Consider the following 22,633-nt stretch of genomic DNA (forward strand, 5'->3'; position numbering starts at 1 on the left):
GGTAGTGTCAGCTCCCATGTCCGAGCCTGACTCCGCCTCGTCGAATGTCCCGGGGCCCCCGCACGTTCCCGGGCCCGACGCCTTCCCCTCCGGAGAGGGGCACTACCTGGTCGGCCTCGACCTCCGCGGACGCAGGGTCGTCGTGGTGGGTGGTGGGTCCGTCGCCCAGCGACGTCTGCCCAACCTCGTGGCGGCGGGCGCCGACGTCCACGTCGTCGCACTCGACCCGACGCCCGCCGTCGAGTCGTTCCCCGGTATCAGCGTCACCCAGCGTCGCTACGTCGACGGGGATCTGGAGGGCGCCTGGTACGCGATGGCCTGCACCGACGACCCCGCCGTCAACGAGGCGGTGGTCGCCGAGGCCGAGCGCAGGCACACGTTCTGCGTGCGCGCCGACGACGCCCGACACGGCACCGCGGTCACGCCGGCGTCCGGCCGCCACCGCGACGTGCAGTTCGGGGTCCTCGCCGGTGGCGACCACAAGCTGTCGGCAGCGTTGCGCGCCGCGATCAGCCGCGCGCTGGCCGACGGTTCACTGAGCGTCGACGACGCCGCCCCGCATGCCGCGGGCGTGGCCCTCGTCGGTGGCGGACCGGGTGATCCCGACCTCATCACCGTCCGTGGTCAGCGGCTCCTCGCCGAGGCCGATGTGGTGGTCGCCGACCGGCTCGCGCCCCCCGAGCTGCTCGCCGAGCTCGGCCCGCAGGTCGAGATCATCGACGCCGCCAAGGTGCCGTACGGCCGTGCGATGAAGCAGGAGGCCATCAACGACGTCCTGGTCGAGAAGGCGAAGGCGGGCAAGTTCGTCGTCCGTCTCAAGGGGGGAGACCCCTATGTCTACGGGCGGGGCTTCGAAGAACTCCAGGCCTGCGTGGCCGCCGGTGTCCCGGTGACGGTCGTCCCGGGCATCAGCAGCTCGATCGCCGCGCCGGCATCCGCGGGGATCCCGGTCACGCACCGCGGGGTCACGCACGAGATCGTCATCGCCTCGGGTCACGTGCCACCCGGCCACCCGGACTCGCTGATCGACTGGTCGGCGATGGGCAAGCTGCGCGGCACCCTCGTCCTGATGATGGCCGTCGAACGCGTCGAGGTCTTCGCCCGGGCACTGCTCGACGGCGGCCGGCGACCCGACACCCCGGTCGCGATGATCGAGAACGGATCGCTGCCGACGCAGCGGCTGCTGCGCACCGACCTCGCCCACGCCGGCGAGGTGGCCGACGCCGAGGGACTGCGGCCGCCCGCGATCGTGGTCATCGGTGACGTGGCCGCGTTCACCGAGGGAGAGCCTGACGGAATCCGGGCCTGACCGAATCCGAGCCCGACCGAATCAATGGGGATTGGCATGTGCCTGCCATCGGCCGGTACGGTCGTTCTCTATGTCGACTCCCGGATCTGCGCACACCGGAACCGTGAACACTGGAACGGTGGATACCGCGCAGTTCCGTCCGGTCTTCGGTTTGCCGATCCTGGTGCTGTCCGGGATGCAGCTGCTCGTCGTGCTCGACGGCACCGTCGCCGCGCTCGCCCTGCCGAGTATCCGCGACGCCCTCTCGCTGTCGGAGTCGAGTGCCAACTGGGTGATCAGCAGCTACGTGCTGGCGTTCGGCGGGCTCATGCTCCTCGGCGGCCGGCTCGGCGACACCTTCGGCCGCAAGCGGATGTTCATCGTCGGTGTCGTCGCCTTCACGCTCACGTCGCTGCTCTGTGGCCTGGCCTGGAACGAGGCCAGCCTGCTCGCCGGGCGAGCCCTCCAGGGTGCGTCGGCGGCCATCGCGGCGCCGACCGCGATGGCCCTGGTCGCGACCACCTTCGCACCCGGCAAACCGCGCAGCCAGGCCTTCGCCGTCTACGCGGCCATGACCGGGGTGGGGTCGGTGGCGGGGCTGATCCTCGGCGGTGTGCTGACCGAGCTGTCGTGGCGACTGGTCTTCCTGATCAACGTGCCGATCGGGTTGATCGTCGTCGTCGGAGCATTTGTCGCGCTGCGGGAATCCCAGGGTGAACGACTGCCCCTCGACGTGCCCGGCGCGGTCCTCGGCACGCTCGGCTGCACCCTGCTCGTGCTCGCGGTGAACGAAGGGCCCAACGGCTGGACGGCGCCGGTCGTGGTCGGCTCGTTCATCCTCGGCGGCCTCGCCCTGGCCGCGTTCATCGTGGTCGAACGCCGCGCCCGGAACCCGCTGCTGCCGTTCTCGCTCTTCGACAACAGCTCCCGCGTCGCGGCGCTGCTCGCGATTCTGCTGGCCAGCATGATCATGATGTGCATGGCGGTCTTCATCTCGCTGTATCTGCAGGGCATCCTGCAGTATTCGCCGATCCAGAGCGGGCTCGCCGTCGTGCCCTTCGCGTTCGGACTGGGCATCGCCGCGGCGATCGCGTCGAAGCTGGCGCTGATGATCCAGCCGCGATGGCTCGTCCTGGTCGGCGGCGCGGTGATCCTCGTCGGCTGTCTGTACGCATCGTCGATCGCGACCGACTCGCCGGACTATTTCCCGAGCATCTTCATCCCGGTCGTCGTCATCGGCTTCGGTGTGGGTCTGGCGGTCATCCCGCTGACCCTGTCCGTGGTGGCCGGGGTGGGCACCACCGAGATCGGCCCCCTGACGGCACTGGCACAGGTCGCGCAGAACCTCGGCGGGGCCGTCGGCCTGGTCGTCGTCGGCGCGATGGTCACCTCGCGCGCGCTGTCGAAGGGTGGCACGACCGCGCCGGTGGAGACGATGAATTCCACACAGCTCGCGGCGCAGGCCGAGGGCTACGGTCTGGCCTTCGCCGCCTGCGCCGGGATCGCCGTCCTGGCCGCGATCGTCGTGCTGTTCATGCGGTTCACGCCCGAGCAGGTCGCCGAGGGGCAGGCCGCGCAGGAAGCCGCCGACGCAGGGGTCGACGCCGAGACGCGCACCCCGGGGCCCGACACCCAGCGATGAGTTGTCGGCGGGAGCACGGTCGGTCCCTTCATGGACGCCAAGAATCTCGCTGAGCTCTACGACATCGACACCCTCGACTGGCAGCCCGTCGCGGCGCGCCTTGCGGCCGGGGTGTCCCAGGCACCCGGCACCGGCGGCCCCGGCCGGCACACGTGGTGGATCGCCACGATCAACTCCGACGGCAGCCCGCACGTCACCGGCATCGGGGCGCTGTGGCACCAAGGGGCGCTGTGGCTCGAGACCGGTCCGACGACCCGGAAGGCGAACAACCTCGCCCGCGACCCGCGCTGCACCCTGTCGGTGGCGCTCGACGTGGCCGATCTCGTCGTCGAGGGTGACGCGCGACGGGTCACCGAACCCGGCGTCGTCGCCGAACTCGCCGAGCTGTGGGCGAACGACGGGTGGCCGTGCCGCGTCGACGAGTCCGGTATCGCCCTGACCGCGGACTTCAGCGCGCCGTCGGCCGGCCCGCCGCCGTGGTGGGTCTACCGTGTGACGCCGCGTCGGGCGACCGTCCTGCAGACCGTGGAGCCCGGTGGCGCGACCCTGTTCGAGTTCGACGCGCAGTAGCGACGCACGTCCCGGGGCCGGGTCAGTCGGTCAGCACGACGATCCGGTCGGGCGCCTCGATCTCGACCCGCTGCCCGGCATCGGCGAGGACCGCGGCCACACCGTCGATGTCGCGCACGGTGCGTCGCGTACGGACCAGCTCACGAGCCATCAGGCCCTTGTAGTGCTTGTTGAAGTGGCTGACCACCTTGCGCGAGCCGTCCGGTTGTTCGGTCATGACGGTCGCCGTCACCGCACCCCGTACCGGCCCGAGCTGGTGGTAGACACCCGACCGCAGATCCACGACGAAGTCGTCGACGGCGTCGAGTGCGGGGGACAGATCCGGCTTCCACAGCGACGCCAGGGTCGGCAGGCCGGGCAGCTTGGAGCCGCCGGAGAGCCGGTAAGCGGGGATCGGATCGGGTGCTCGTACCACGCCGAACAGCGCCGAACCGATCGCCAGCCGGTCGGCCGCCTTCGTCTTGCCCGCCCGGGTGAGCGACCGATGGTCGAGGGCGTCGTAGAGGACGCCGGTGTAGCGCTCGAGCGCCGGCCGGGTCGGGGACAGCCAGAGTTCGGCGTTGCGGTCGACCTCGTCGAGCTGGGTCGCGCCGAGCCCGAGGGCGGTACGACTGGCGTCGAGATCGGCGGCCAGTGCGACGAGGGCCTCGGCGAGCTGTTTGCGGATCGGGTTCAGCTCCGGAAAGGACAGCGTGTCGAGATCCAGGGGAGCCCCGCGGCCGCCGTCGGATTTCGTCTCTGAGGGAGGCAGGATGACGAGCACCGCAACACCATAACTAAGCTGGTTGGTCGTGATCACACGCATGTCGACCCTGTTCCTGCGGACCCTGCGCGACGACCCCGCCGACGCCGAGGTCCCCAGCCACAAGCTCCTGGTCAGAGCCGGCTACATCCGCCGGGTCGCGCCCGGTGTGTACTCGTGGCTGCCACTGGGTCTGCGGGTGCTCAAGGCGATCGAGAACGTCGTCCGCGAAGAGATGAACGCCATCGGCGGTCAGGAGATCCTCTTGCCGGCCCTGCTGCCGCGGGAGCCCTACGACACCACCAACCGCTGGACCGAGTACGGGGACGCGCTCTTCCGCCTCAAGGACCGCAAGGGCGCCGACATGCTCCTCGGACCGACCCACGAGGAGCTGTTCGCGACCCTGGTCAAGGGGGAGTACTCGTCCTACAAGGACATGCCGGTCATCCTGTACCAGATCCAGACCAAGTACCGCGACGAGGAGCGCCCCCGCGCGGGCATCCTCCGTGGCCGTGAGTTCGTGATGAAGGACGCCTACTCCTTCGACCTCGACGACGACGGGCTCAAGACCGCCTACAACGCGCACCGCGAGGCGTATCAGAAGATCTTCGAGCGGTTGCGGATCGAGTACGTGATCGTCGCCGCCACGTCCGGCGCCATGGGCGGCAGTGCCTCCGAGGAGTTCCTGGCCGAATCCGCGGTCGGCGAGGACACGTTCGTGCGCTGCGTGGAGTCGGGATACGCCGCCAACGTCGAGGCGGTCGTGACCCGTGCCCCCGATCCGCTGCCCTTCGACGACCTGCCCGAGGCGGTCGTCCACGACACGCCCGGCACCCCGACGATCGACACCCTGGTCGAGTGGGCGAACGCGACGCTCGACGGCCAGTACAGCGGAGCCGACACACTCAAGAACGTCCTGGTCAAACTCCGTGCACCGGGCGGGGAGTGGGAGGTCACCGGCATCGGCGTCCCGGGCGACCGCGAAGTCGACTTCAAGCGACTCGAGGCCTCCGTCGAGCCCGCCGAGGTCGAGTTGCTCACCGACGCCGACTTCGCCGCGAACCCGTTCCTGGTCAAGGGGTACATCGGTCCGAAGGCGCTGGCCGAGAACGGAATCCGTTACCTCGTGGATCCGCGCGTGGTCGATGGGACCTCCTGGATCACCGGCGCGGATCAGCCGGGCCGGCACTATGTCGGGCTCGTCGCGGGGCGCGACTTCACCCCTGACGGAACGGTCGAGGCGGCCGAGGTCCGGGACGGCGATCCGTCGCCGGACGGGGCCGGACCGCTGGTGAGCGCCAAGGGCATCGAGATCGGGCACATCTTCCAGCTCGGCCGGAAGTACACCGACGCCTTCGAGGTGGACGTCCTCGGCGAGAGCGGCAAGCCGGTGCGCCTCACGCAGGGTTCCTACGGTGTCGGGGTGTCGCGCCTGGTCGCGGTCATCGCCGAGCAGTCCCACGACGACAAAGGGCTGCGCTGGCCGAAGTCGGTGGCGCCGTTCGCCGTTCACCTCGTCATCGCCAACAAGGACGCCGCCGCCGTCGCGGGTGCCGAGCAGCTCGCCGCCGACCTCGACGCGGCCGGTCTCGAAGTACTCCTCGACGACCGGAAGGCGTCGCCCGGGGTGAAGTTCAAGGACGCCGAACTCCTCGGCATGCCGACCGTCGTGGTCGTCGGCCGCGGATATGCCAACGGCACCATCGAGATCCGGGACCGGTTCACCGGTGAGGCCACCGAGGTCGCCGTCGACGCCGCGGTCGACGCGGTGGTGGGGGCCGCCCGCGCCTGATCGATCAGGCGCACCTGTTCGTTCGGGTCTGCCCGGCTACCCGTTCGCGGGAGACCCCGGGAACGCCACCGTGACCGGGCTCTCCTGGAGGACCACCCGCCACCGGGCGGCGCGCACGGCGCTCTCCGAGAGCCCGTCGACGCCGATCCGGCGTCCGGTCTCGTCGTCGGCCTGCTCGAGCAGGGCGCGATAGGCCACCGTGCAGTCGATCTCGGCGCCGAGTGCCGCGCGGGCCGCGGTGGTCGGGTCGGTGACCTCGACGCCGAGTGTGTAGCCGGCGGCGGCCAGCGGTGGCATGTTCCCCGCCGCCTCGATCGCCCGCTCGATCTCGTCGCGGCGGGCCCGGTGCGCGTCCGCGTAGTCGGCGACGGTGCGTCGGCGCGATGCGGCGACGAAGGCGGTGATGACGCCGTAGGTGAAGACGGCGGCGTTCTCCGCCTCGGCGGCGACGGCGAGCGGATCGTCGGGATCCGCTTGCTGCACCGCGGAGTTCGGCGCCGGTGTGTTCAGTGGTGAGGTCATGCCAGTTGCACCTGTCGCATCGATGCGACCGCGGCGGCGACGGAACCCGTCAGCCCGGAGGCGTACCCGCCGGCGGAGAGCGCGACCGCGCGGGCCTGCCCGGCCGCGGCGTCGAGATCGGCGCGCAATCGCGCCAGTGACGGCGGGGCCGACGGGACGCCCGCCGCCGAGGTCGAGGCGGTGGCCGAGGTGACCGGACGATCGAGGGTCGCGGCGACGTCCTGGTCGAGCCGGATGATCTCTTCGCGGAGTGCGCGTGCGTGCTGGGCGCGTTGGTCGGCCACGACCGAGAGAGCGGTCGCGTAGGCGGGCTCGACGGCGACCAGGGCGCGCGCGGTGCTCTCGTCGGCGTTCGCCGACCGCACCAGGGGCACGAGGGTTTCGGCGAGGAGTGTCTCCGCGGAGGGTGACGACTCGCAACCGGTCAGTCCGACGCCGGCCGCCCCGGCACCGACGACGGCGGCGCCCGCGAGGAGTCCGGCCCGCAACGCGGTGCGCCTGTCGATCGGGTGCCGCACGGTCCGTCGCTCGATCGGGGGCATGCTCACCCGGGACATCATGCCAGCAGTTCTCCGCCCGATCGATCCACTACGATGTTCGGAGCAACGTCGTGCGACACCCGGCACGGCCCGACAACTGAAGACGAGGGGAGTGGCATGCCGATCAGCCCGACGCACGTGAGCGAACTCGTCCAAAAGCTTGTCGCCGAACGGGGATTCGACCTCGAGGACGTCACGGTGCGCACTCGCGACGGCCAGGAGGAACTGTCGATCGTGGTTGACCGCGACGGCGGTGGCGACCTCGACGTCCTCGCCGGGCTCAGCGCCGAGATCTCCGACCTCCTCGACGCCACTCCCGCATTCGCCGATCTCGCGTACGTGCTCGAGGTGACCTCGCGCGGCGTCGAGAGCCCCCTGACCCTGCCCCGGCACTGGCGCCGCAACACCGGTCGCCGGGTGGTCATCGAGATCGACGGGGACCCGTCATCGGAGGCGCGCACCGTCACCGGCCGCATCGGCAGGCTGCGCGACGATCCGGCGCCGGCTGTCGAGGTGGTGGTGAACCACAAGGGGCGGATCGCGGTCGAGTCCGTCGACCTCGAGTCCGTGACCAAGGCCGTGGTGCAGGTGGACTTCTCCCAGCCGAGCGTCCGCGAACTGGAACTCTGCGGACTGGAACCGGACGAGATCGAGCTCCGCCGCGCGCCCGCCGCGGCGCGGCCGCTGAACACCACAAATGAACACGACAAATGAACACGACAAGTGAATAGGAGACCGACGACATGAACATCGACATCGCCGCCCTGCGCATGATCGAAGCCGACAAGGGCATCTCGATCGAGACCGTCATCACCGCCATCGAGACCGCGTTGCTGACCGCCTACCGGCACACCGACGGATTCGCCCCGCACGCCCGCGTCGACGTCAACCGCAAGACCGGTGCCGTGCGTGTGATGGCGCAGGAGGTCGATCAGGACGGGAACGTCGTCCACGAGTGGGACGACACACCCGAGGGGTTCGGCCGCATCGCGGCGACCACCGCGCGGCAGGTCATCCTCCAGCGTCTTCGCGACGCGGAGAACGAGAAGAACTTCGGCGACCTGGTCGCCCACGAGGGTGAGATCGTCGGCGGCGTCGTGCAGCAGGACTCGCGTGCCAACGCCCGCGGGATGGTCGTCGTCCAGATCGGCAGCGACGCCAACTCCACCGAGGGGATCATCCCGCCCGCCGAACAGGTGCCCGGCGAGGTCTACACCCACGGCGACCGGATCAAGTGCTACGTCGTCGGTGTCAGCCGCGGAGCACGCGGGCCGCAGATCACCCTGTCGCGGACCCACCCGAACCTGGTGCGCAAGCTGTTCTCGCTCGAGGTGCCCGAGATCGAGGACGGGAGTGTCGAGATCGTCGCCGTGGCGCGCGAGGCAGGCCACCGGTCGAAGATCGCCGTGCACACCGGGGTCTCCGGTCTCAACGCGAAGGGCGCCTGCATCGGGCCGATGGGCCAGCGCGTGCGCAACGTGATGAGCGAGCTCGCCGGCGAGAAGATCGACATCATCGACTTCGACTCCGACCCGGCGGCCTTCGTCGGGAATGCGCTGTCGCCCGCGAAGGTTGTGTCGGTGACGGTCGTCGACGCCGAGCTCAAGGCCGCACGGGTCGTCGTGCCGGATTACCAGCTCTCGCTGGCGATCGGCAAGGAGGGCCAGAACGCCCGGCTCGCCGCCCGGCTGACCGGGTGGCGGATCGACATCCGGTCCGACGCCGCGCCGGCCCCCGAGGCCGGGTCGGAATGACGCGCGCAGCGGCCGATTGTCCTCGGCCCGCCCGCTCGCGCTAGACTGATCGATGGTTCAGCGATCCGCCCCCAGGTCGCCGACCGGTGGCACACCCGTCCGGATGTGCATCGGTTGTCGGCAGCGGGCAGAGGCCGACGAGTTGGTCCGTGTGGTCGCGCAGTTGCGCGGTGACACCCCGACAGTCGTGGTCGATCCCGCGAAGACCATGCCGGGGCGAGGCGCGTGGCTGCACGTGCGGGCGGAGTGCATCTCCACCGCGACGCGACGCCGGGCCTTCGCCACGGCACTCCGGACCCCCGGTCTGACCGTGGACCCGGACGATCTCACCGAACAGCTCGGCGCGATCACCCACCAGAGGAAGGCTCCCCGGAGCCGGAACAGGTAGCAGAAGACATGAGCACACCGTGAAGTCACGATGAGCATGTACCGGACATAAATCGAGGCCGTAGCGGGTGAGCCGCTTGGCCTCCAAGTGAGGAGAGCAGTGGCAGGCAAAGCCCGCGTGCACGAACTGGCCAAAGAGCTCGGCGTCACGAGCAAGCAGGTGCTCGAGCGTCTGAAGGAGCAAGGCGAGTTCGTCAAATCGGCGTCGTCGACGGTAGAGGCCCCCGTGGCCCGTCGACTGCGTGAATCGTTCCCCGGCAAGGACGGGGCGGCCAAGGACTCCAAGTCCGCGGCGCCCGGCCCGCGCCAGGGTGCCAAGCCCGGACCCAAGCCGTCCGGCGGCACCAACGCACCGAAGCCCGGTGCATCCGCAACCCCGGCGGCGCCCGCCGCCGATCGCCCGAGCCCCGGTCCCCGTACCAGCGGCCCGAAGCCGGGCGCCCCCAAGCCGGCTCCCGCACCGGTGGAGACCCCGGCACCGGCACCCGCCGCCCCTGCGGCGGAACGTCCCAGCCCGCAGCCCGCCCCGGCGGCACCCGCCCCGCAGGCCCCGGCCGCGTCGGCAGCACCGTCTGCCCCGGCGTCGACCCCGGGTCCGCGTCCCGGCCCGAAGCCGGGTCCGCGCACGCCGCGGGTGGGCAACAACCCGTATTCGTCGGCACCGGCTCCCGCGCCGCGTCCGGCTGCCCGTCCCGGTCCGGGACAGGGTGGTCCGCGTCCCGGTGGTGGTCGTCCCGGCCCGTCCGGTCAAGGTGGTCCCCGTCCCGGTGGCGGTCGTCCCGCTCCCGGCCAGGGCGGTCCCCGTCCCAATCCCGGCAACATGCCCCCGCGTCCGAGTCCCGGCGCCATGCCGTCTCGCGCGGCCCGTCCTGACGCCCGCCCGGGTGGTCGTGGCGGTGCCGGCGGAGGCCGTGGTGGCCCCGGCGGCGGTGGCGGCTACCGCGGTGGTGGCGGCGGAACCGGCGCACCGGGAGGTCCTCCCGGTGGCGGCTTCCGCGGTCGTCCCGGCGGCGGTGGCGGTGGCGGCCGTGGACGCGGCGGCGCAGCAGGCGCCTTCGGTCGTCCCGGTGGCGCACCTCGTCGCGGTCGCAAGTCGAAGCGGGCGAAACGCGCCGAGTACGAGAACATGCAGGCGCCGGCCGTCGGTGGCGTCCGGCTGCCGCGCGGCAACGGTGAGGTCATCCGCCTCGCCCGCGGCGCGTCGCTCTCGGACTTCGCCGACAAGATCGACGCCAACCCGGCATCGCTGGTCCAGGCGCTGTTCAACCTCGGTGAGATGGTCACGGCGACCGAGTCGGTCAACGACGAGACGCTGGAGCTGCTCGGCTCGGAGATGAACTACCGCGTCCAGGTGGTCAGCCCCGAGGACGAGGATCGTGAGCTCCTCGACAGCTTCGACCTCACCTACGGCGAGGACGAGGGCGGCGAGGAAGACCTCGAACAGCGTCCCCCGGTGGTCACCGTCATGGGCCACGTCGATCACGGTAAGACCCGACTGCTCGACACGATCCGTAAGGCCAACGTCCGTGAGGGCGAGGCCGGCGGCATCACGCAGCACATCGGTGCCTACCAGGTGAACACCCACCTCAACGGTGAGGATCGCCTGATCACCTTCATCGACACCCCGGGTCACGAGGCGTTCACCGCCATGCGTGCCCGCGGTGCCAAGGCGACCGACATCGCGATCCTCGTGGTCGCAGCCGACGACGGCGTCATGCCGCAGACGGTGGAGGCGGTCAACCACGCCCAGGCGGCCGACGTGCCGATCGTGGTCGCGGTGAACAAGATCGACAAGGAAGGCGCCGATCCGCAGAAGATCCGCGGGCAGCTGACCGAATACGGTCTGATCCCCGAGGAGTACGGCGGCGACGCCATGTTCGTCGACATCTCGGCCAAGCAGGGCGAGAACATCGACGCGCTGCTCGAGGCCGTCCTGCTCACCGCGGACGCGTCACTCGATCTGCGTGCCAACCCGGACATGGACGCCCAGGGTGTCGCCATCGAGGCGCATCTCGACCGCGGCCGTGGCCCGGTGGCGACCGTGCTGGTCCAGCGCGGCACGCTGAAGGTCGGCGACTCGATCGTCGCCGGTGACGCCTACGGACGTGTTCGTCGCATGGTCGACGAACACGGCGAGGACGTCCCCGAGGCGCTGCCGTCGCGTCCGGTCCAGGTCATCGGTTTCACCTCGGTCCCCGGCGCAGGCGACAACCTGCTCGTGGTCGAGGAGGACCGCATCGCCCGGCAGATCGCCGACCGGCGCAACGCACGCAAGCGCAACGCGCTGGCCGCACGCAGCCGCAAGCGGATCAGCCTGGAAGACCTGGATTCGGCGCTCAAGGAGACGAGCCAGCTCAACCTCATCCTCAAGGGTGACAACTCGGGTACGGTCGAGGCCCTCGAAGAGGCCTTGCTGAACATCGAGATGGGCGACGAGGTCTCGCTGCGCATCATCGACCGCGGTGTCGGTGGCGTCACCGAGACCAACGTCAACCTGGCGGCGGCCTCGGATGCGATCATCATCGGCTTCAACGTCCGTGCGGAGGGCAAGGCCACCGAGCTGGCCAACCGCGAGGGCGTCGACATCCGGTACTACTCGGTGATCTACCAGGCCATCGACGAGATCGAGAGCGCGCTCAAGGGCATGCTCAAGCCGATCTACGAAGAGGTGGAGCTCGGCCGCGCCGAGATCCGCGCGATCTTCAAGTCGTCGAAGGTCGGCAACATCGCCGGTTGTCTCGTGCAGTCGGGCGTCATGCGGCGTAACGCCAAGGCCCGCCTGCTGCGCGACAACGTGGTGGTCGCCGAGAACCTCACCGTGTCCTCGCTCAAGCGCGAGAAGGACGATGCCACCGAGGTTCGCGAAGGCTACGAATGTGGTCTCACGCTGACCTACTCGGACATCAAGGTGGACGACGTGATCGAGACCTACGAGCTGCGGGAGAAGCCGCGCGACTGATCGCGGCAGCGACCGAACTCGTACGACATCTCGACAGCTGTGGTGCGCGCCGACCGGATTCCGGTCGGCGCGCACGCAGCGCTATGGAAGGAGTCCTGGAATGGCTGATCCAGCACGGGCGCAGCGCATGGCGAAGCGGATCTCGACGATCGTCGCGTCGGCGATCGCGCACGAGATCAAGGATCCGCGCCTGACACATGTGACGGTCACCGACGCCCGGGTGACCAACGATCTCCACGACGCGACGATCTACTACACCGTGATGGGCGAATCCATCGACGCCGAACCGGATTACGAGGCTGCGGCCGCCGGTCTGGCGAAGGCGACCGGTGTGCTGCGGTCGAAGGTGGGCGCGGGCACCGGGGTGCGTTTCACGCCGACCCTGCGTTTCGTCCTCGACACGGTGCCCGATGCCGCGCGTCAGATGGAGGAGCTCGTCGCCCGAGCCCGCGCGAACGACGAACTCGTCGCCCGGCGTGCCGCCGAGGCGAAGCCGGCGGGGGACTCGGACCCGTACCGCTCGGCCGACGACGACGCCACCGGTATCGAAGAGTGAGCGGTTCGTCGAGCGCGGCGATCGCCGCGACGCTGGCCTCCGCGACCGCGGTGACCATCTGCTGTCACGTCCGCCCCGATGCGGACACGATCGGCAGCGGTCTGGCGCTGGCGCTGGCACTCGACCGCCGGGGCGTCGACGTCGAGGTCTCCTATCCGGGGGCAGAGCAGCTCCCGGCCTCGCTCGCCGGACTACCCGGCGGCAAGCTGTTGTGCTCGCCCGCGCAGGTCGTCGGGCACCCGCTGGTGGTGGCGGTCGACGCCGCCAATCTCGAGCGGCTCGACTCCCTCGGCTCGACGTTCACCGCGGCGCAGACCTCGATCGTGATCGACCACCATGCGTCGAATCCCGGTTTCGGGGACCTCGACCTGGTCGATCCGGCCGCCGACTGCACCGCCGTACTGGTGCTCGATGTCCTCGACGACATGGGCGTCGAGCTTGACGCCGACATCGCCACCTGCATATACGCCGGACTCAGCACCGACACCGGCTCGTTCCGGTGGGCCCGACCGGCGTCGTTCCGCGTCGCGGCCCGGTTGTTGGAGACCGGTGTCGACGCGCGCCGGTGGAGCCGCATCCTCTTCGATTCGCATCCGTTCGCGTGGTTCTCGATGATGTCGGGCGTCCTGGCGTCCGCACAGCTCGTGCCGGCCGCATGCAACGGCGAGGGGCTCGTCTACGCCGTCGTCGACCAGCAGGCGCTGGCCGGGATGAGCTGGGAGGAGTCCGAGAGCGTCGTGGACACGATCCGGACCGCGCGCGAGGCCGAGGTGGCCGCGGTGTTCAAGGAAGGCGAGCCGGGCGTCTGGACGGTCTCGCTGCGATCCAAGGACAGCGTCGACCTCGTCCCGATCGCGCGGGCGCACGGTGGTGGCGGGCATCGTCAGGCCTCGGGCTACAGCGACACCGGTACCGCCGACGAAGTGGTCGCCAGGTTGCTGGAGTCGCTCTGAACCTCGCTCGGCAGCCCGACACCGGAGAGTCCGATTCCGCGGACGCTCCCGGGGTCGCGCGTATCGCCACCCTCACCGTCTCGGCGCTCGCGGTCCTCATCGCACCTCCGCTGTATCTTCTGCTCGACCTGGCCGTCGTGGGACGCCTGGGCGGCGAACAGCTGGCTGCTCTCGGTGTGGGCACCCTGGTGCTCTCGATCGTCAGTACCCAGCTGACCTTCCTGTCCTATGGCACCACCGCCCGCTCCGCGCGACGATTCGGTTCCGGTGATCGGTCCGGTGCGGTCGTCGAAGGCGTGCAGGCGAGCTGGATCGCGGTCGCGGTCGGCGTCCTGATCGTCGCCGTGGCGTATCCCTGCGCCCCGGTGGTGATGCGCCTGCTGGTCGGGACGTCGTCGCCGGAATCGGCCGCGGTCGCCGAGGATGCGGCGGGCTGGCTGCGGATCGCGATGTTCGGTGTCCCGCTGATCCTGCTGTCGATGGCGGGCAACGGGTGGATGCGGGGAGTGCAGGACACCCGCCGCCCGGTCGTCTACGTGGTGGTCGGCCTGTCGCTTGCCGCGGTGCTCGTCGTCGGACTGGTCCACGGCATCGGCCCGTTCCCGCGACTGGGACTGGACGGCAGCGCGGTGGCCAATGTGATCGGACAGGGCGTGACCGGGGTGTTGTTCGCCGTGCGGGTTGTCCGCGAGGCGCATACACGCGCCTTTGCGCCGGACTGGTCGATCATCCGCGCCCAGCTGGTCATGGCGCGCGATCTGGTGGTGCGCAGTCTGTCGTTCCAGGTCTGTTTCGTCTCGGCGGCCGCGGTCGCCGCGCGCTTCGGTGTCGCCCAGGTGGCCGCTCATCAGCTGGTGCTGCAGCTGTGGGAGTTCATGGCGTTGTTCCTCGACTCGCTGGCCATCGCCGCCCAGGCGCTGGTGGGGGCCGCGCTCGGTGCGGGCCGGCTCGGCGCCGCCGACTCCGTCGCCCGGCGTGTCACCGCGGTCTCGGTGGTCGCCGCCACCGCGATGGGTGCCGTCTTCGCGGCCGGCGCGACGCTGATACCGCGCATCTTCACATCCGACGCCGCTGTCCTCGACGCCGTCGGTGTGCCGTGGTGGTTCTTCGTCGGCATGCTGCCGATCGCCGGGGTGGTCTTCGCGCTCGACGGCGTACTCCTCGGCAGTGGCGACGCCGCCTTCCTGCGCACGGCGACACTCACCGGCGCCCTGGCCGGCTTCCTGCCGTTGATCTGGCTGTCGCTGGTGTTCGACTGGGGTCTGGCGGGGATCTGGTCGGGTCTGGTGGTGTTCATGCTGGTCCGGCTGGCGACCGTGGTGTGGCGGATCCGCTCCGGCCGGTGGCGTCGGGCAGGTGCGGTCCGCGCCTGACCGCGGCCCTCTGGCACGATGGATCCTCGTGGCTACTCTGTGGGCGATCAGCGATCTGCACATCGCACATCGGGGCAACGAGCACATCATCGACAGCATCCGGCCGACCTCGCCGGACGACTGGCTCATCGTCGCCGGTGATGTCGCCGAACGCACCGACGACATCGTCGACACCCTGCGGCGTCTGCGGGCGCGGTTCGCCACCGTGGTGTGGGTGCCGGGCAATCACGAGCTGTACACGACGGCCAAGGACCCGCTGCAGGTGTTCGGGGTCGCGCGGTACGACTACCTCGTGCAGGCCTGCCGCGACGTCGGTGTGGTCACCCCGGAGGACATCTATCCGCTGTTCGATCCGGGCGACGGCTCCGATCCGGTCCGCGTCGTCCCGATGTTCCTGCTCTACGACTACACCTTTCGCCCGGAGGGCACGGCCAACAAGCTGACCGCGCTCGCGCTCGCCCGGGAACGCAATGTGGTGGCGACCGACGAGTTCCTGCTGTCGCCGGAGCCGTTCCCCACCCGCGACGCCTGGGGACGGGCGAGGATCGAGATCACCCGGCGCCGGCTGCAGGCCATCGATCCGGCCGAGAAGACGATCCTCGTCAACCACTGGCCGCTGCGTCGTGAGCCGTGCGACGCGCTGTTCTACCCGGAGTTCGCGCTGTGGTGCGGCAGCGAACTCACGGCCGACTGGCACACCGAGTTCAACGCGGCCTGCTGTGTGTACGGGCACCTGCACATCCCGAGGACCACCTGGTACGACGGCATCCGGTTCGAGGAGGTGTCGGTCGGCTACCCACGTGAATGGAAGCGTCGCGGACTCCCGAACCCGCTGATGCGCAACATCGTCCCGGGGGACGGACTCGGTGCGGCGGATCTGCCCGAGCACGGGGTCCGGTTCGATCTGCCGCCGGACTATGCCGAACGGGCCGCCGAGTTCCGGCAGCGCGTCGAGCAGCGGCAGGCGGAGCGCCGGTCGCGACAGGCCGATCGAGAGGCGCAACGGCAAGCACGAGAGGACAACCGATGATCGAGCAACTCCTGCCGGCGGGCGTCGCCTCGGCGGAGGCGTTCGCCGACCCGCCGGGTCTGGTCCTGCTGCCCGCCGAACAGAGCCTGATCTCCCGAGCGGTGGAGAAACGCCGCCGCGAGTTCACCACCGTCCGGCACTGCGCCCGGCAGGCGCTGGGCGAGCTCGGCCACGAGCCGGTCCCGATCCTCAAGGGCGACAAGGGGGCACCCGTCTGGCCGGCCGGGATCGTGGGGAGCCTCACCCATTGCGACGGCTATCGTGCCGCGACCGTGGCGTACGCGCTGTCGGTGCGTTCTCTCGGTATCGACGCCGAGCCCCACGACAGCCTCCCCGACGGCGTGCTCGAGCACACCAGCCTGCCGGCCGAGCGGGAGGTCCTCGCGACGCGGTCGGGCGACCTGCACTGGGACCGGTTGCTGTTCTGTGCCAAGGAGGCCACCTACAAGGCATGGTTCCCGGTCGCCAAGCGCTGGCTGGGTTTCGAGGACGCCCACATCACCTTCGAGCAGTCCACTCCGACGTCGGGCACGTTCACCTCGCGGATCCTCATCGATCCGGCCGCTGCGGACGGCGGGCCGCCGCTGCTCGAGTTCTCCGGGCGCTGGCTGGTCGATCGCGGCATCATCACCACCACGATCGCGCTGACCTGACGTGGCCGACGCAACCATCGAGAACGCCGGCCTGCTCGTCGTCGACAAGCCCGCCGGGATGACCAGTCACGACGTCGTCTCGCGCTGCCGGAAGATCTTCAACACCCGCCGCGTCGGGCACGCGGGCACCCTGGACCCGATGGCGACCGGCGTACTGGTCGTCGGGATCGAGAGGGCGACAAAGCTTCTCGGCCTGTTGTCGCTGACGACGAAGTCCTACACCGCGACGATCCGGCTCGGTGCGTCCACGACGACCGACGACCGCGAGGGCGACGTCATCTCCACCGCCGACGCGTCCGGACTCTCCGACGCCGAGATCGCCACGGGGGTGGCCGATCTCACCGGCGACATCGAGCAGGTCCCGGCGAAGGTCAGCGCGATCAAGGTCGACGGCCGTCGCGCGCACGCGCTGGTGCGCACGGGCACCGACTTCGACCTCGCGGCGCGTCCGGTCACCGTGTCCCGCTTCGAGGTGCTCGACACCCGGCGCGACGGGACCTTCGTCGATCTCGATGTGGTGGTGGACTGTTCGTCGGGCACCTACATCCGGTCACTGGCACGCGATCTGGGTGCCGCACTCGGTATCGGCGGGCACCTGACCGAACTCCGGCGGACCGCCGTCGGCCCGTTCACGCTCGACCACGCGCGCACGCTCGACGACGTGCGCGACGAGCCGCATGTCAGCCTCGACATCGACGAGGCGGTCAAGATCTCGTTCCCGCGCCGGGACATCGACGACGACGAAGCCGAGTCGATCAGCCAGGGACGATGGCTGGAGCCGATCGGCCGGAAAGAGATCTATGTGGTCGTCGACCCGCGGGAACAGGCGATCGCGCTGATCCAGGAGAAGGGTCGCCGCGCGAGCTCGGTCATGGTGGTCCGGCCGGCGACCCTGCGCTGACGCCCGGTCGTCGGTCGGACGGTCAGGACCGCGGGACGACGAAGATGGCGCGCGCGGCGATGTCGCCGAGATCGATCGGATCGGCGTCGTCGAGCGACACCGAGATCGTCCCCGCGAAGGGACGTTTCTCGGCGACGGTCACCACGCAGTCGAGCGCGACGCCCACCTGGTCGAAGTAGCGCAGCATCTCGGGATCGGTGTCGGAGATCCGGGCGATGGCGCCGGACGCCCCGACCTCCAGGTCGGCGAGCAGCGCCGCATCCGGCGCGGGGATCGAGCCGTCCAGTGCGGGGATGGGGTCGCCGTGCGGATCCCGGTCGGGGAAGCCGAGTTTCGCGTCGAGCCGAGCCATGAGCCGGTCGGACACCGCGTGCTCGAGGATCTCCGCCTCGTCGTGCACCTCGTCCCACCGGTATCCGAGTTCGCGGACGAGAAAGGTCTCGAGCAGACGATGACGACGCACCATCAGGATGGCCGCGGACCGGCCCTCGTCGGTGAGTGTGACCGCGCCGTACGGTTCGTGCGAGACGAAGCCCTGGTCGGCGAGTTTGCGGATCGCCTCCGAGGCGGTGGATGCGGACACGCCGAGCGACTGGGCCAGCAGCTTGGTGGTGACCTTGACGTCTTCCCACTCCTGGCTGGTCCAGATCACTTTCAGATAGTCCTGGGTCACCTGTGACAGTTCTGTCACCGGACGATCCGATCCCCGAGGCATGACCAAGAGCTTAACCCCACCGCAAACGCGAGTGGCGGTGGTGGTTTGGAACACCGGGTGCCCGTACTCTGGTCGCGTGTTGCGATGGCGAGGTCTGGATGACATCCCCGCGGACTGGGGACGGTGCGTGGTCACCATCGGTGTCTTCGACGGCGTCCACCGGGGACACGCCGAGCTCATCAACGCCGCCACGACGGCGGCGAAGGAGCACGGGGTGCCGTCGGTGCTGATGACGTTCGACCCGCATCCGTCCGAGGTGGTCCGCCCGGGATCCCATCCGCCGCAACTGACGACGCTGACGCGACGGGCGGAGCTGGCCGAAGAGCTCGGCATCGACGTCTTCTGCGTCATGCCGTTCACGCCTGAACTCGCCGCCCGGTCGCCCAAGGACTTCGCCCACGACATCCTCGTGGAGACGCTGCACGCCGCCGTCGTGGTGGTCGGCGACAACTTCACGTTCGGTCGCAAGGCGGCCGGCGACGTGGCCAAGCTCGCCGAACTCGGTGGGAAATTCGGCTTCTCGGTGGAATCGGTGTCGCTGTTCGGTGAACATGCGGTGACCTTCTCCTCGACCTACATCCGTTCCTGTGTCGCGGCCGGTGACGTCGACCGCGCGACCGAGGCGCTCGGACGTCCGCATCGTGTCGAGGGAGTGGTGGTGCGCGGCGACGGCCGCGGCCGCGACCTGGGATACCCGACGGCCAACGTGGCGCCGCCGATGTACGCCGCGATTCCCGCCGACGGGGTCTACGCCGCCTGGTTCACGATCCTCGGCGCAGGCCCGGTGGTCGGCGAGGTCGAGCCGGGGGAGCGCTATCAGGCCGCGGTGTCGGTCGGTACCAACCCCACCTTCTCGGGCCGTACCCGCACCGTCGAGGCGTTCGTGCTGGACAAGAGCGCCGACCTCTACGGTCAGCACGTCGCCGTCGACTTCGTCCACCGCATCCGCGGGATGGAACAGTTCGACGGGGTGGACGACCTGATCACCGCGATGGGTGACGACGTCCTCAAGACCAGGGAGATCCTGGCCGCGGCGGAGAGCTGAGAGTACGCGGCCCGATCGCTGCGCTCCCGGCGCCGATTTGGGTCCGGCCCGTCACGCCGGGTAGCCTGGCCAGTCGGTGTTGCTGCAGTCCGCGGTGGCGCACCGTGGTTGTTTCGGACGCGGTACTGAGAAACAGGAGTATCTCCATGGCTTTGACTGTCGAGCAGAAGAAGGAAATCCTCGCCGAGTACGGTCTGCACGAGACCGACACCGGGTCGCCCGAGGCACAGGTCGCGATGCTGACCAAGCGCATCACCGACCTCACCGAGCACCTGAAGCAGCACAAGCACGATCACCACAGCCGTCGCGGCCTGCTGCTGCTGGTCGGCCGTCGTCGTCGTCTGCTCAAGTACGTCGCCAAGGTCGACATCAACCGCTACCGTTCGCTCATCGAGCGTCTCGGCCTGCGTCGCTGATTCCACGACTTCTACCGGCCGGCCCCCGAACGCGGGGGCCGGCCGGTTTGTCGTATTGAGGTATCCACAGTCGGCGGTGATACGCTGACAGACGGATCGTGCCGAAACTCGAGGCAGTGCGGAACGACCAGCCAGATCGGTCCTCGGTAGTGGCCGCCGGAACCCCTGCCCGGGCAACCCCCGGGCGTGCAGGATTCCGGCCGCTTCGATCGAAGGCCGTCTGAGCACTCATCCGGCGCAGACACGCTGCGCCATTCACCGTGCTGCCGCACATTCTCGGTGCGTTCTGGGTCGGTCCGATCCGCGCGTGCGCTCTCACGGACGTGTCCGCTCGATGCGGCATGTGAGTAGGTGCTGCGCACCTCCGCGATGACCACCCCCAACCGCACAAGCGGCCGATTTCGTGCCGCGTCAGACGGCCGCCACCGGCAGCCGCAACGAAGGGATTCCACCCCACATGACAGATGTGAACACCACCGAAGATTTCGCCGACGACTACGACGACGCGATCACCGAGGCGACCGCCGTCATCGACAACGGCAGCTTCGGCACCCGCACGATCCGGTTCGAGACCGGACGTCTCGCGCTGCAGGCCGCGGGTTCGGTCACCGCCTACCTCGACGACGAGAACATGCTGCTCTCGACCACCGCGGCGTCGAAGCACCCGAAGGAGCACTTCGACTTCTTCCCGCTCACCGTGGACGTCGAGGAGCGGATGTACGCCGCCGGACGCATCCCCGGATCGTTCTTCCGTCGCGAGGGACGTCCGTCGACCGACGCGATCCTGACCTGTCGTCTCATCGACCGTCCGCTGCGCCCGTCGTTCGTCGACGGCCTCCGCAACGAGATCCAGGTCGTCGTGACCGTCCTCTCGCTCAACCCGAACGACCTCTACGACGTCGTCGCGATCAACGCCGCGTCGGCCTCGACGCAGCTCGCCGGCCTCCCGTTCTCCGGCCCCGTCGGTGGCGTGCGTGTCGCGCTCATCCCGACCGAGGAGAACAAGGCCGGCCAGTGGGTCGCGTTCCCGACCGTCGAGCAGCTCGAGGGCGCCGTGTTCGACATGGTCGTCGCCGGCCGCATCGTCTCCGGTTCGGGTGATTCGGCCGACGTCGCGATCATGATGGTCGAGGCCGAAGCCACCGACAACGTCATCGACCTCATCGCCGGTGGCGCCCAGGCGCCGACCGAGGCGATCGTGGCCGAGGGCCTCGAGGCCGCGAAGCCGTTCATCGCCCGCCTGTGCGAGGCGCAGAAGTCCCTGGCCGCCGCCGCGGCCAAGGAGACCGCCGAGTTCCCGCTGTACCCGCCGTACCAGTCGGATGTCTACGACGCCGTGGCCGCCGCTGCCACCGATCGCCTGTCGGAGATCCTGACCATCGCAGGCAAGCAGGAGCGCGACGACAAGACCGACGGGCTCAAGGCCGACATCCTCGGCCAGCTCGGCGATCAGTTCGAGGGTCGTGAGAAGGAGATCGGCGGGGCCTACCGGTCGCTGACCAAGAAGCTCGTCCGCCAGCGCATCCTGACCGACCACTTCCGCATCGACGGTCGCGGCATCACCGACATCCGTGCGCTGTCGGCCGAGGTCGCGGTCATCCCGCGCGCGCACGGCAGTGCGCTGTTCGAGCGCGGCGAGACCCAGATCATGGGTGTCACCACCCTCGACATGGTCAAGATGGCGCAGCAGATCGACTCGCTCGGACCCGAGAAGTCCAAGCGGTACATGCACCACTACAACTTCCCGCCGTACTCGACCGGTGAGACCGGTCGCGTCGGCTCACCCAAGCGTCGCGAGATCGGCCACGGCGCGCTCGCCGAGCGTGCGCTGGTGCCGGTGCTGCCGAGCGTCGAGGACTTCCCGTACGCGATCCGTCAGGTCTCCGAGGCGCTGAGCTCCAACGGCTCGACCTCGATGGGTTCGGTGTGCGCGTCGACCATGTCGCTGCTGAATGCCGGTGTGCCGCTGCGCGCTCCGGTCGCCGGCATCGCGATGGGCCTCGTGTCCGACACCGTCGACGGCGAAACCCGATATGTCGCACTGACCGACATCCTCGGAGCCGAGGATGCCTTCGGCGACATGGACTTCAAGGTCGCGGGCACCAAGGACTTCGTCACCGCGCTGCAGCTCGACACCAAGCTCGACGGCATCCCCTCGCAGGTGCTCGCGGGTGCGCTCAGCCAGGCCAAGGACGCCCGGCTGACCATCCTCGACGTCATGGCCGAGGCCATCGACGAGCCGGACGAGATGAGCCAGTTCGCGCCGCGGATCACCACCATCAAGATCCCGATGGACAAGATCGGTGAGCTGATCGGCCCCAAGGGCAAGACGATCAACGGCATCACCGAGGAGACCGGCGCCAACGTCTCCATCGAGGACGACGGCACCGTGTTCGTCGGCGCCGCCGACGGTCTGTCCGCACAGGCTGCCATCGACCGCATCAACGCGATCGCCAACCCGCAGCTGCCGAAGGTCGGGGAGCGTTTCCTCGGCACCGTCGTCAAGACCACCGCGTTCGGAGCGTTCGTGTCGCTGCTGCCGGGCCGCGACGGCCTGGTGCACATCTCGAAGCTCGGCAAGGGCAAGCGCATCAACAAGGTCGAGGACGTCGTCAACGTGGGCTCCAAGCTCCGCGTCGAGATCGCCGACATCGACGAGCGCGGCAAGATCAGCCTCGTCCCGGTCGACGACGCCGCCGACAAGGCGGAGGCACCGGCTGCCGAGGCAGCCACCGCAGACGCCTGATCTGACACCGAGTAGGTCCTGAAGGGGCCCGTCGTCCACGCGGACGGCGG

The 22,633-nt window shown here is 69.6% G+C and carries 21 protein-coding genes; 17 read left to right on the forward strand and 4 right to left on the reverse strand.

Annotated elements, in window-relative coordinates:
• Window positions 1-16: 16 nt before the first annotated feature.
• The 3 genes from cobA (at window position 17) to KTR9_RS11465 (ending at window position 3,500) form a co-directional block, all read left to right on the forward strand.
• On the forward strand, window positions 17-1,309 hold the full coding sequence (gene cobA / locus KTR9_RS11455; RefSeq protein WP_231632640.1) for a uroporphyrinogen-III C-methyltransferase: 1,293 nt from the start codon (window positions 17-19) through the stop codon (window positions 1,307-1,309).
• 70 nt (window positions 1,310-1,379) lie between these two features.
• On the forward strand, window positions 1,380-2,930 hold the full coding sequence (locus KTR9_RS11460; protein WP_044506509.1) for a DHA2 family efflux MFS transporter permease subunit: 1,551 nt from the start codon (window positions 1,380-1,382) through the stop codon (window positions 2,928-2,930).
• 30 nt (window positions 2,931-2,960) lie between these two features.
• On the forward strand, window positions 2,961-3,500 hold the full coding sequence (locus KTR9_RS11465) for a pyridoxamine 5'-phosphate oxidase family protein (protein ID WP_010841458.1): 540 nt from the start codon (window positions 2,961-2,963) through the stop codon (window positions 3,498-3,500).
• A gap of 22 nt (window positions 3,501-3,522) precedes the next feature.
• On the opposite strand, the gene yaaA is transcribed toward KTR9_RS11465, so the two are convergent.
• The gene (yaaA, locus tag KTR9_RS11470) at window positions 3,523-4,305 is read right to left on the reverse strand and encodes a peroxide stress protein YaaA (protein WP_014926502.1); all 783 of its coding nucleotides are present in this window, start codon (window positions 4,303-4,305) and stop codon (window positions 3,523-3,525) included.
• Between yaaA and KTR9_RS11475 the strand changes: the two genes are divergently transcribed.
• The gene (locus KTR9_RS11475) at window positions 4,304-6,034 is read left to right on the forward strand and encodes a proline--tRNA ligase (RefSeq protein WP_014926503.1); all 1,731 of its coding nucleotides are present in this window, start codon (window positions 4,304-4,306) and stop codon (window positions 6,032-6,034) included. The genes yaaA and KTR9_RS11475 overlap by 2 nt on opposite strands.
• Window positions 6,035-6,070: 36 nt before the next feature.
• Here KTR9_RS11475 and KTR9_RS11480 read toward each other — a convergent pair whose 3' ends face one another.
• Both KTR9_RS11480 and KTR9_RS11485 read right to left on the reverse strand, forming a co-directional pair.
• Entirely contained in the window at window positions 6,071-6,556 is a 486-nt protein-coding gene (locus tag KTR9_RS11480; RefSeq protein ID WP_014926504.1) for a ferritin-like domain-containing protein, read from the reverse strand.
• The gene (locus KTR9_RS11485; RefSeq protein ID WP_014926505.1) at window positions 6,553-7,116 is read right to left on the reverse strand and encodes a hypothetical protein; all 564 of its coding nucleotides are present in this window, start codon (window positions 7,114-7,116) and stop codon (window positions 6,553-6,555) included. Before KTR9_RS11485 ends, KTR9_RS11480 begins: the two co-directional genes overlap by 4 nt.
• Window positions 7,117-7,212: 96 nt before the next feature.
• Between KTR9_RS11485 and rimP the strand changes: the two genes are divergently transcribed.
• The 10 genes from rimP to truB all read left to right on the forward strand — a co-directional run bounded on the left by rimP (window position 7,213) and on the right by truB (window position 17,661).
• Window positions 7,213-7,809, forward strand: a complete 597-nt coding sequence (rimP, locus tag KTR9_RS11490) for a ribosome maturation factor RimP (protein WP_014926506.1) — start codon at window positions 7,213-7,215, stop codon at window positions 7,807-7,809.
• 29 nt (window positions 7,810-7,838) lie between these two features.
• A complete protein-coding gene (nusA, locus tag KTR9_RS11495) occupies window positions 7,839-8,849 on the forward strand; it encodes a transcription termination factor NusA (protein ID WP_010841452.1) in 1,011 nt (336 codons plus the stop codon).
• Window positions 8,850-8,952: 103 nt separating this feature from the next.
• Window positions 8,953-9,237, forward strand: coding sequence for a YlxR family protein (locus tag KTR9_RS11500; protein ID WP_083888958.1), 285 nt, complete (start codon window positions 8,953-8,955; stop codon window positions 9,235-9,237).
• A gap of 99 nt (window positions 9,238-9,336) precedes the next feature.
• Entirely contained in the window at window positions 9,337-12,195 is a 2,859-nt protein-coding gene (gene infB, locus KTR9_RS11505; protein ID WP_014926508.1) for a translation initiation factor IF-2, read from the forward strand.
• Between the two features lie 100 nt (window positions 12,196-12,295).
• Entirely contained in the window at window positions 12,296-12,751 is a 456-nt protein-coding gene (rbfA, locus tag KTR9_RS11510) for a 30S ribosome-binding factor RbfA (protein WP_010841449.1), read from the forward strand.
• Window positions 12,748-13,704, forward strand: coding sequence for a DHH family phosphoesterase (locus KTR9_RS11515; protein WP_010841448.1), 957 nt, complete (start codon window positions 12,748-12,750; stop codon window positions 13,702-13,704). The genes rbfA and KTR9_RS11515 overlap by 4 nt, the downstream gene beginning before the upstream one ends.
• A 62-nt stretch (window positions 13,705-13,766) precedes the next feature.
• Window positions 13,767-15,077, forward strand: a complete 1,311-nt coding sequence (locus KTR9_RS11520) for an MATE family efflux transporter (protein ID WP_148281276.1) — start codon at window positions 13,767-13,769, stop codon at window positions 15,075-15,077.
• Window positions 15,078-15,105: 28 nt separating this feature from the next.
• Window positions 15,106-16,107, forward strand: coding sequence for a metallophosphoesterase family protein (locus KTR9_RS11525; protein WP_193363242.1), 1,002 nt, complete (start codon window positions 15,106-15,108; stop codon window positions 16,105-16,107).
• Complete coding sequence (locus KTR9_RS11530) at window positions 16,104-16,760, forward strand: 4'-phosphopantetheinyl transferase family protein (RefSeq protein ID WP_014926511.1); 657 nt, start codon at window positions 16,104-16,106, stop codon at window positions 16,758-16,760. Before KTR9_RS11525 ends, KTR9_RS11530 begins: the two co-directional genes overlap by 4 nt.
• 1 nt (window position 16,761) lies before the next feature.
• Complete coding sequence (gene truB / locus KTR9_RS11535; RefSeq protein WP_044506514.1) at window positions 16,762-17,661, forward strand: tRNA pseudouridine(55) synthase TruB; 900 nt, start codon at window positions 16,762-16,764, stop codon at window positions 17,659-17,661.
• Window positions 17,662-17,683: 22 nt separating this feature from the next.
• On the opposite strand, the gene KTR9_RS11540 is transcribed toward truB, so the two are convergent.
• Window positions 17,684-18,352, reverse strand: coding sequence for a metal-dependent transcriptional regulator (locus tag KTR9_RS11540; RefSeq protein WP_010841443.1), 669 nt, complete (start codon window positions 18,350-18,352; stop codon window positions 17,684-17,686).
• Between the two features lie 100 nt (window positions 18,353-18,452).
• Here KTR9_RS11540 and KTR9_RS11545 point away from each other — a divergent pair, with 100 nt between their 5' ends.
• The 3 genes from KTR9_RS11545 to KTR9_RS11555 all read left to right on the forward strand — a co-directional run bounded on the left by KTR9_RS11545 (window position 18,453) and on the right by KTR9_RS11555 (window position 22,583).
• A complete protein-coding gene (locus KTR9_RS11545; protein ID WP_083888959.1) occupies window positions 18,453-19,421 on the forward strand; it encodes a bifunctional riboflavin kinase/FAD synthetase in 969 nt (322 codons plus the stop codon).
• 146 nt (window positions 19,422-19,567) lie between these two features.
• The gene (gene rpsO / locus KTR9_RS11550; protein WP_004021887.1) at window positions 19,568-19,837 is read left to right on the forward strand and encodes a 30S ribosomal protein S15; all 270 of its coding nucleotides are present in this window, start codon (window positions 19,568-19,570) and stop codon (window positions 19,835-19,837) included.
• A gap of 457 nt (window positions 19,838-20,294) precedes the next feature.
• Window positions 20,295-22,583, forward strand: coding sequence for a polyribonucleotide nucleotidyltransferase (locus KTR9_RS11555; protein ID WP_014926514.1), 2,289 nt, complete (start codon window positions 20,295-20,297; stop codon window positions 22,581-22,583).
• Window positions 22,584-22,633: the final 50 nt, after the last annotated feature.

Source organism: Gordonia sp. KTR9 (assembly GCF_000143885.2).
Taxonomy (GTDB): domain Bacteria; phylum Actinomycetota; class Actinomycetes; order Mycobacteriales; family Mycobacteriaceae; genus Gordonia.

What these genes read in the sequence shown, in the direction of transcription:
- KTR9_RS11480 (WP_014926504.1), bottom strand. Translation starts at nt 6,556, where the DNA reads ATGACCTCACCACTGAACACACCGGCGCCGAACTCCGCGGTGCAGCAA.
- rimP (WP_014926506.1), top strand. Translation starts at nt 7,213, where the DNA reads ATGCCGATCAGCCCGACGCACGTGAGCGAACTCGTCCAAAAGCTTGTC.
- KTR9_RS11460 (WP_044506509.1), top strand. Translation starts at nt 1,380, where the DNA reads ATGTCGACTCCCGGATCTGCGCACACCGGAACCGTGAACACTGGAACG.
- nusA (WP_010841452.1), top strand. Translation starts at nt 7,839, where the DNA reads ATGAACATCGACATCGCCGCCCTGCGCATGATCGAAGCCGACAAGGGC.
- rpsO (WP_004021887.1), top strand. Translation starts at nt 19,568, where the DNA reads ATGGCTTTGACTGTCGAGCAGAAGAAGGAAATCCTCGCCGAGTACGGT.
- KTR9_RS11530 (WP_014926511.1), top strand. Translation starts at nt 16,104, where the DNA reads ATGATCGAGCAACTCCTGCCGGCGGGCGTCGCCTCGGCGGAGGCGTTC.
- KTR9_RS11500 (WP_083888958.1), top strand. Translation starts at nt 8,953, where the DNA reads ATGTGCATCGGTTGTCGGCAGCGGGCAGAGGCCGACGAGTTGGTCCGT.
- KTR9_RS11475 (WP_014926503.1), top strand. Translation starts at nt 4,304, where the DNA reads ATGTCGACCCTGTTCCTGCGGACCCTGCGCGACGACCCCGCCGACGCC.
- KTR9_RS11465 (WP_010841458.1), top strand. Translation starts at nt 2,961, where the DNA reads ATGGACGCCAAGAATCTCGCTGAGCTCTACGACATCGACACCCTCGAC.
- yaaA (WP_014926502.1), bottom strand. Translation starts at nt 4,305, where the DNA reads ATGCGTGTGATCACGACCAACCAGCTTAGTTATGGTGTTGCGGTGCTC.
- rbfA (WP_010841449.1), top strand. Translation starts at nt 12,296, where the DNA reads ATGGCTGATCCAGCACGGGCGCAGCGCATGGCGAAGCGGATCTCGACG.
- cobA (WP_231632640.1), top strand. Translation starts at nt 17, where the DNA reads ATGTCCGAGCCTGACTCCGCCTCGTCGAATGTCCCGGGGCCCCCGCAC.
- KTR9_RS11555 (WP_014926514.1), top strand. Translation starts at nt 20,295, where the DNA reads ATGACAGATGTGAACACCACCGAAGATTTCGCCGACGACTACGACGAC.
- KTR9_RS11485 (WP_014926505.1), bottom strand. Translation starts at nt 7,116, where the DNA reads ATGATGTCCCGGGTGAGCATGCCCCCGATCGAGCGACGGACCGTGCGG.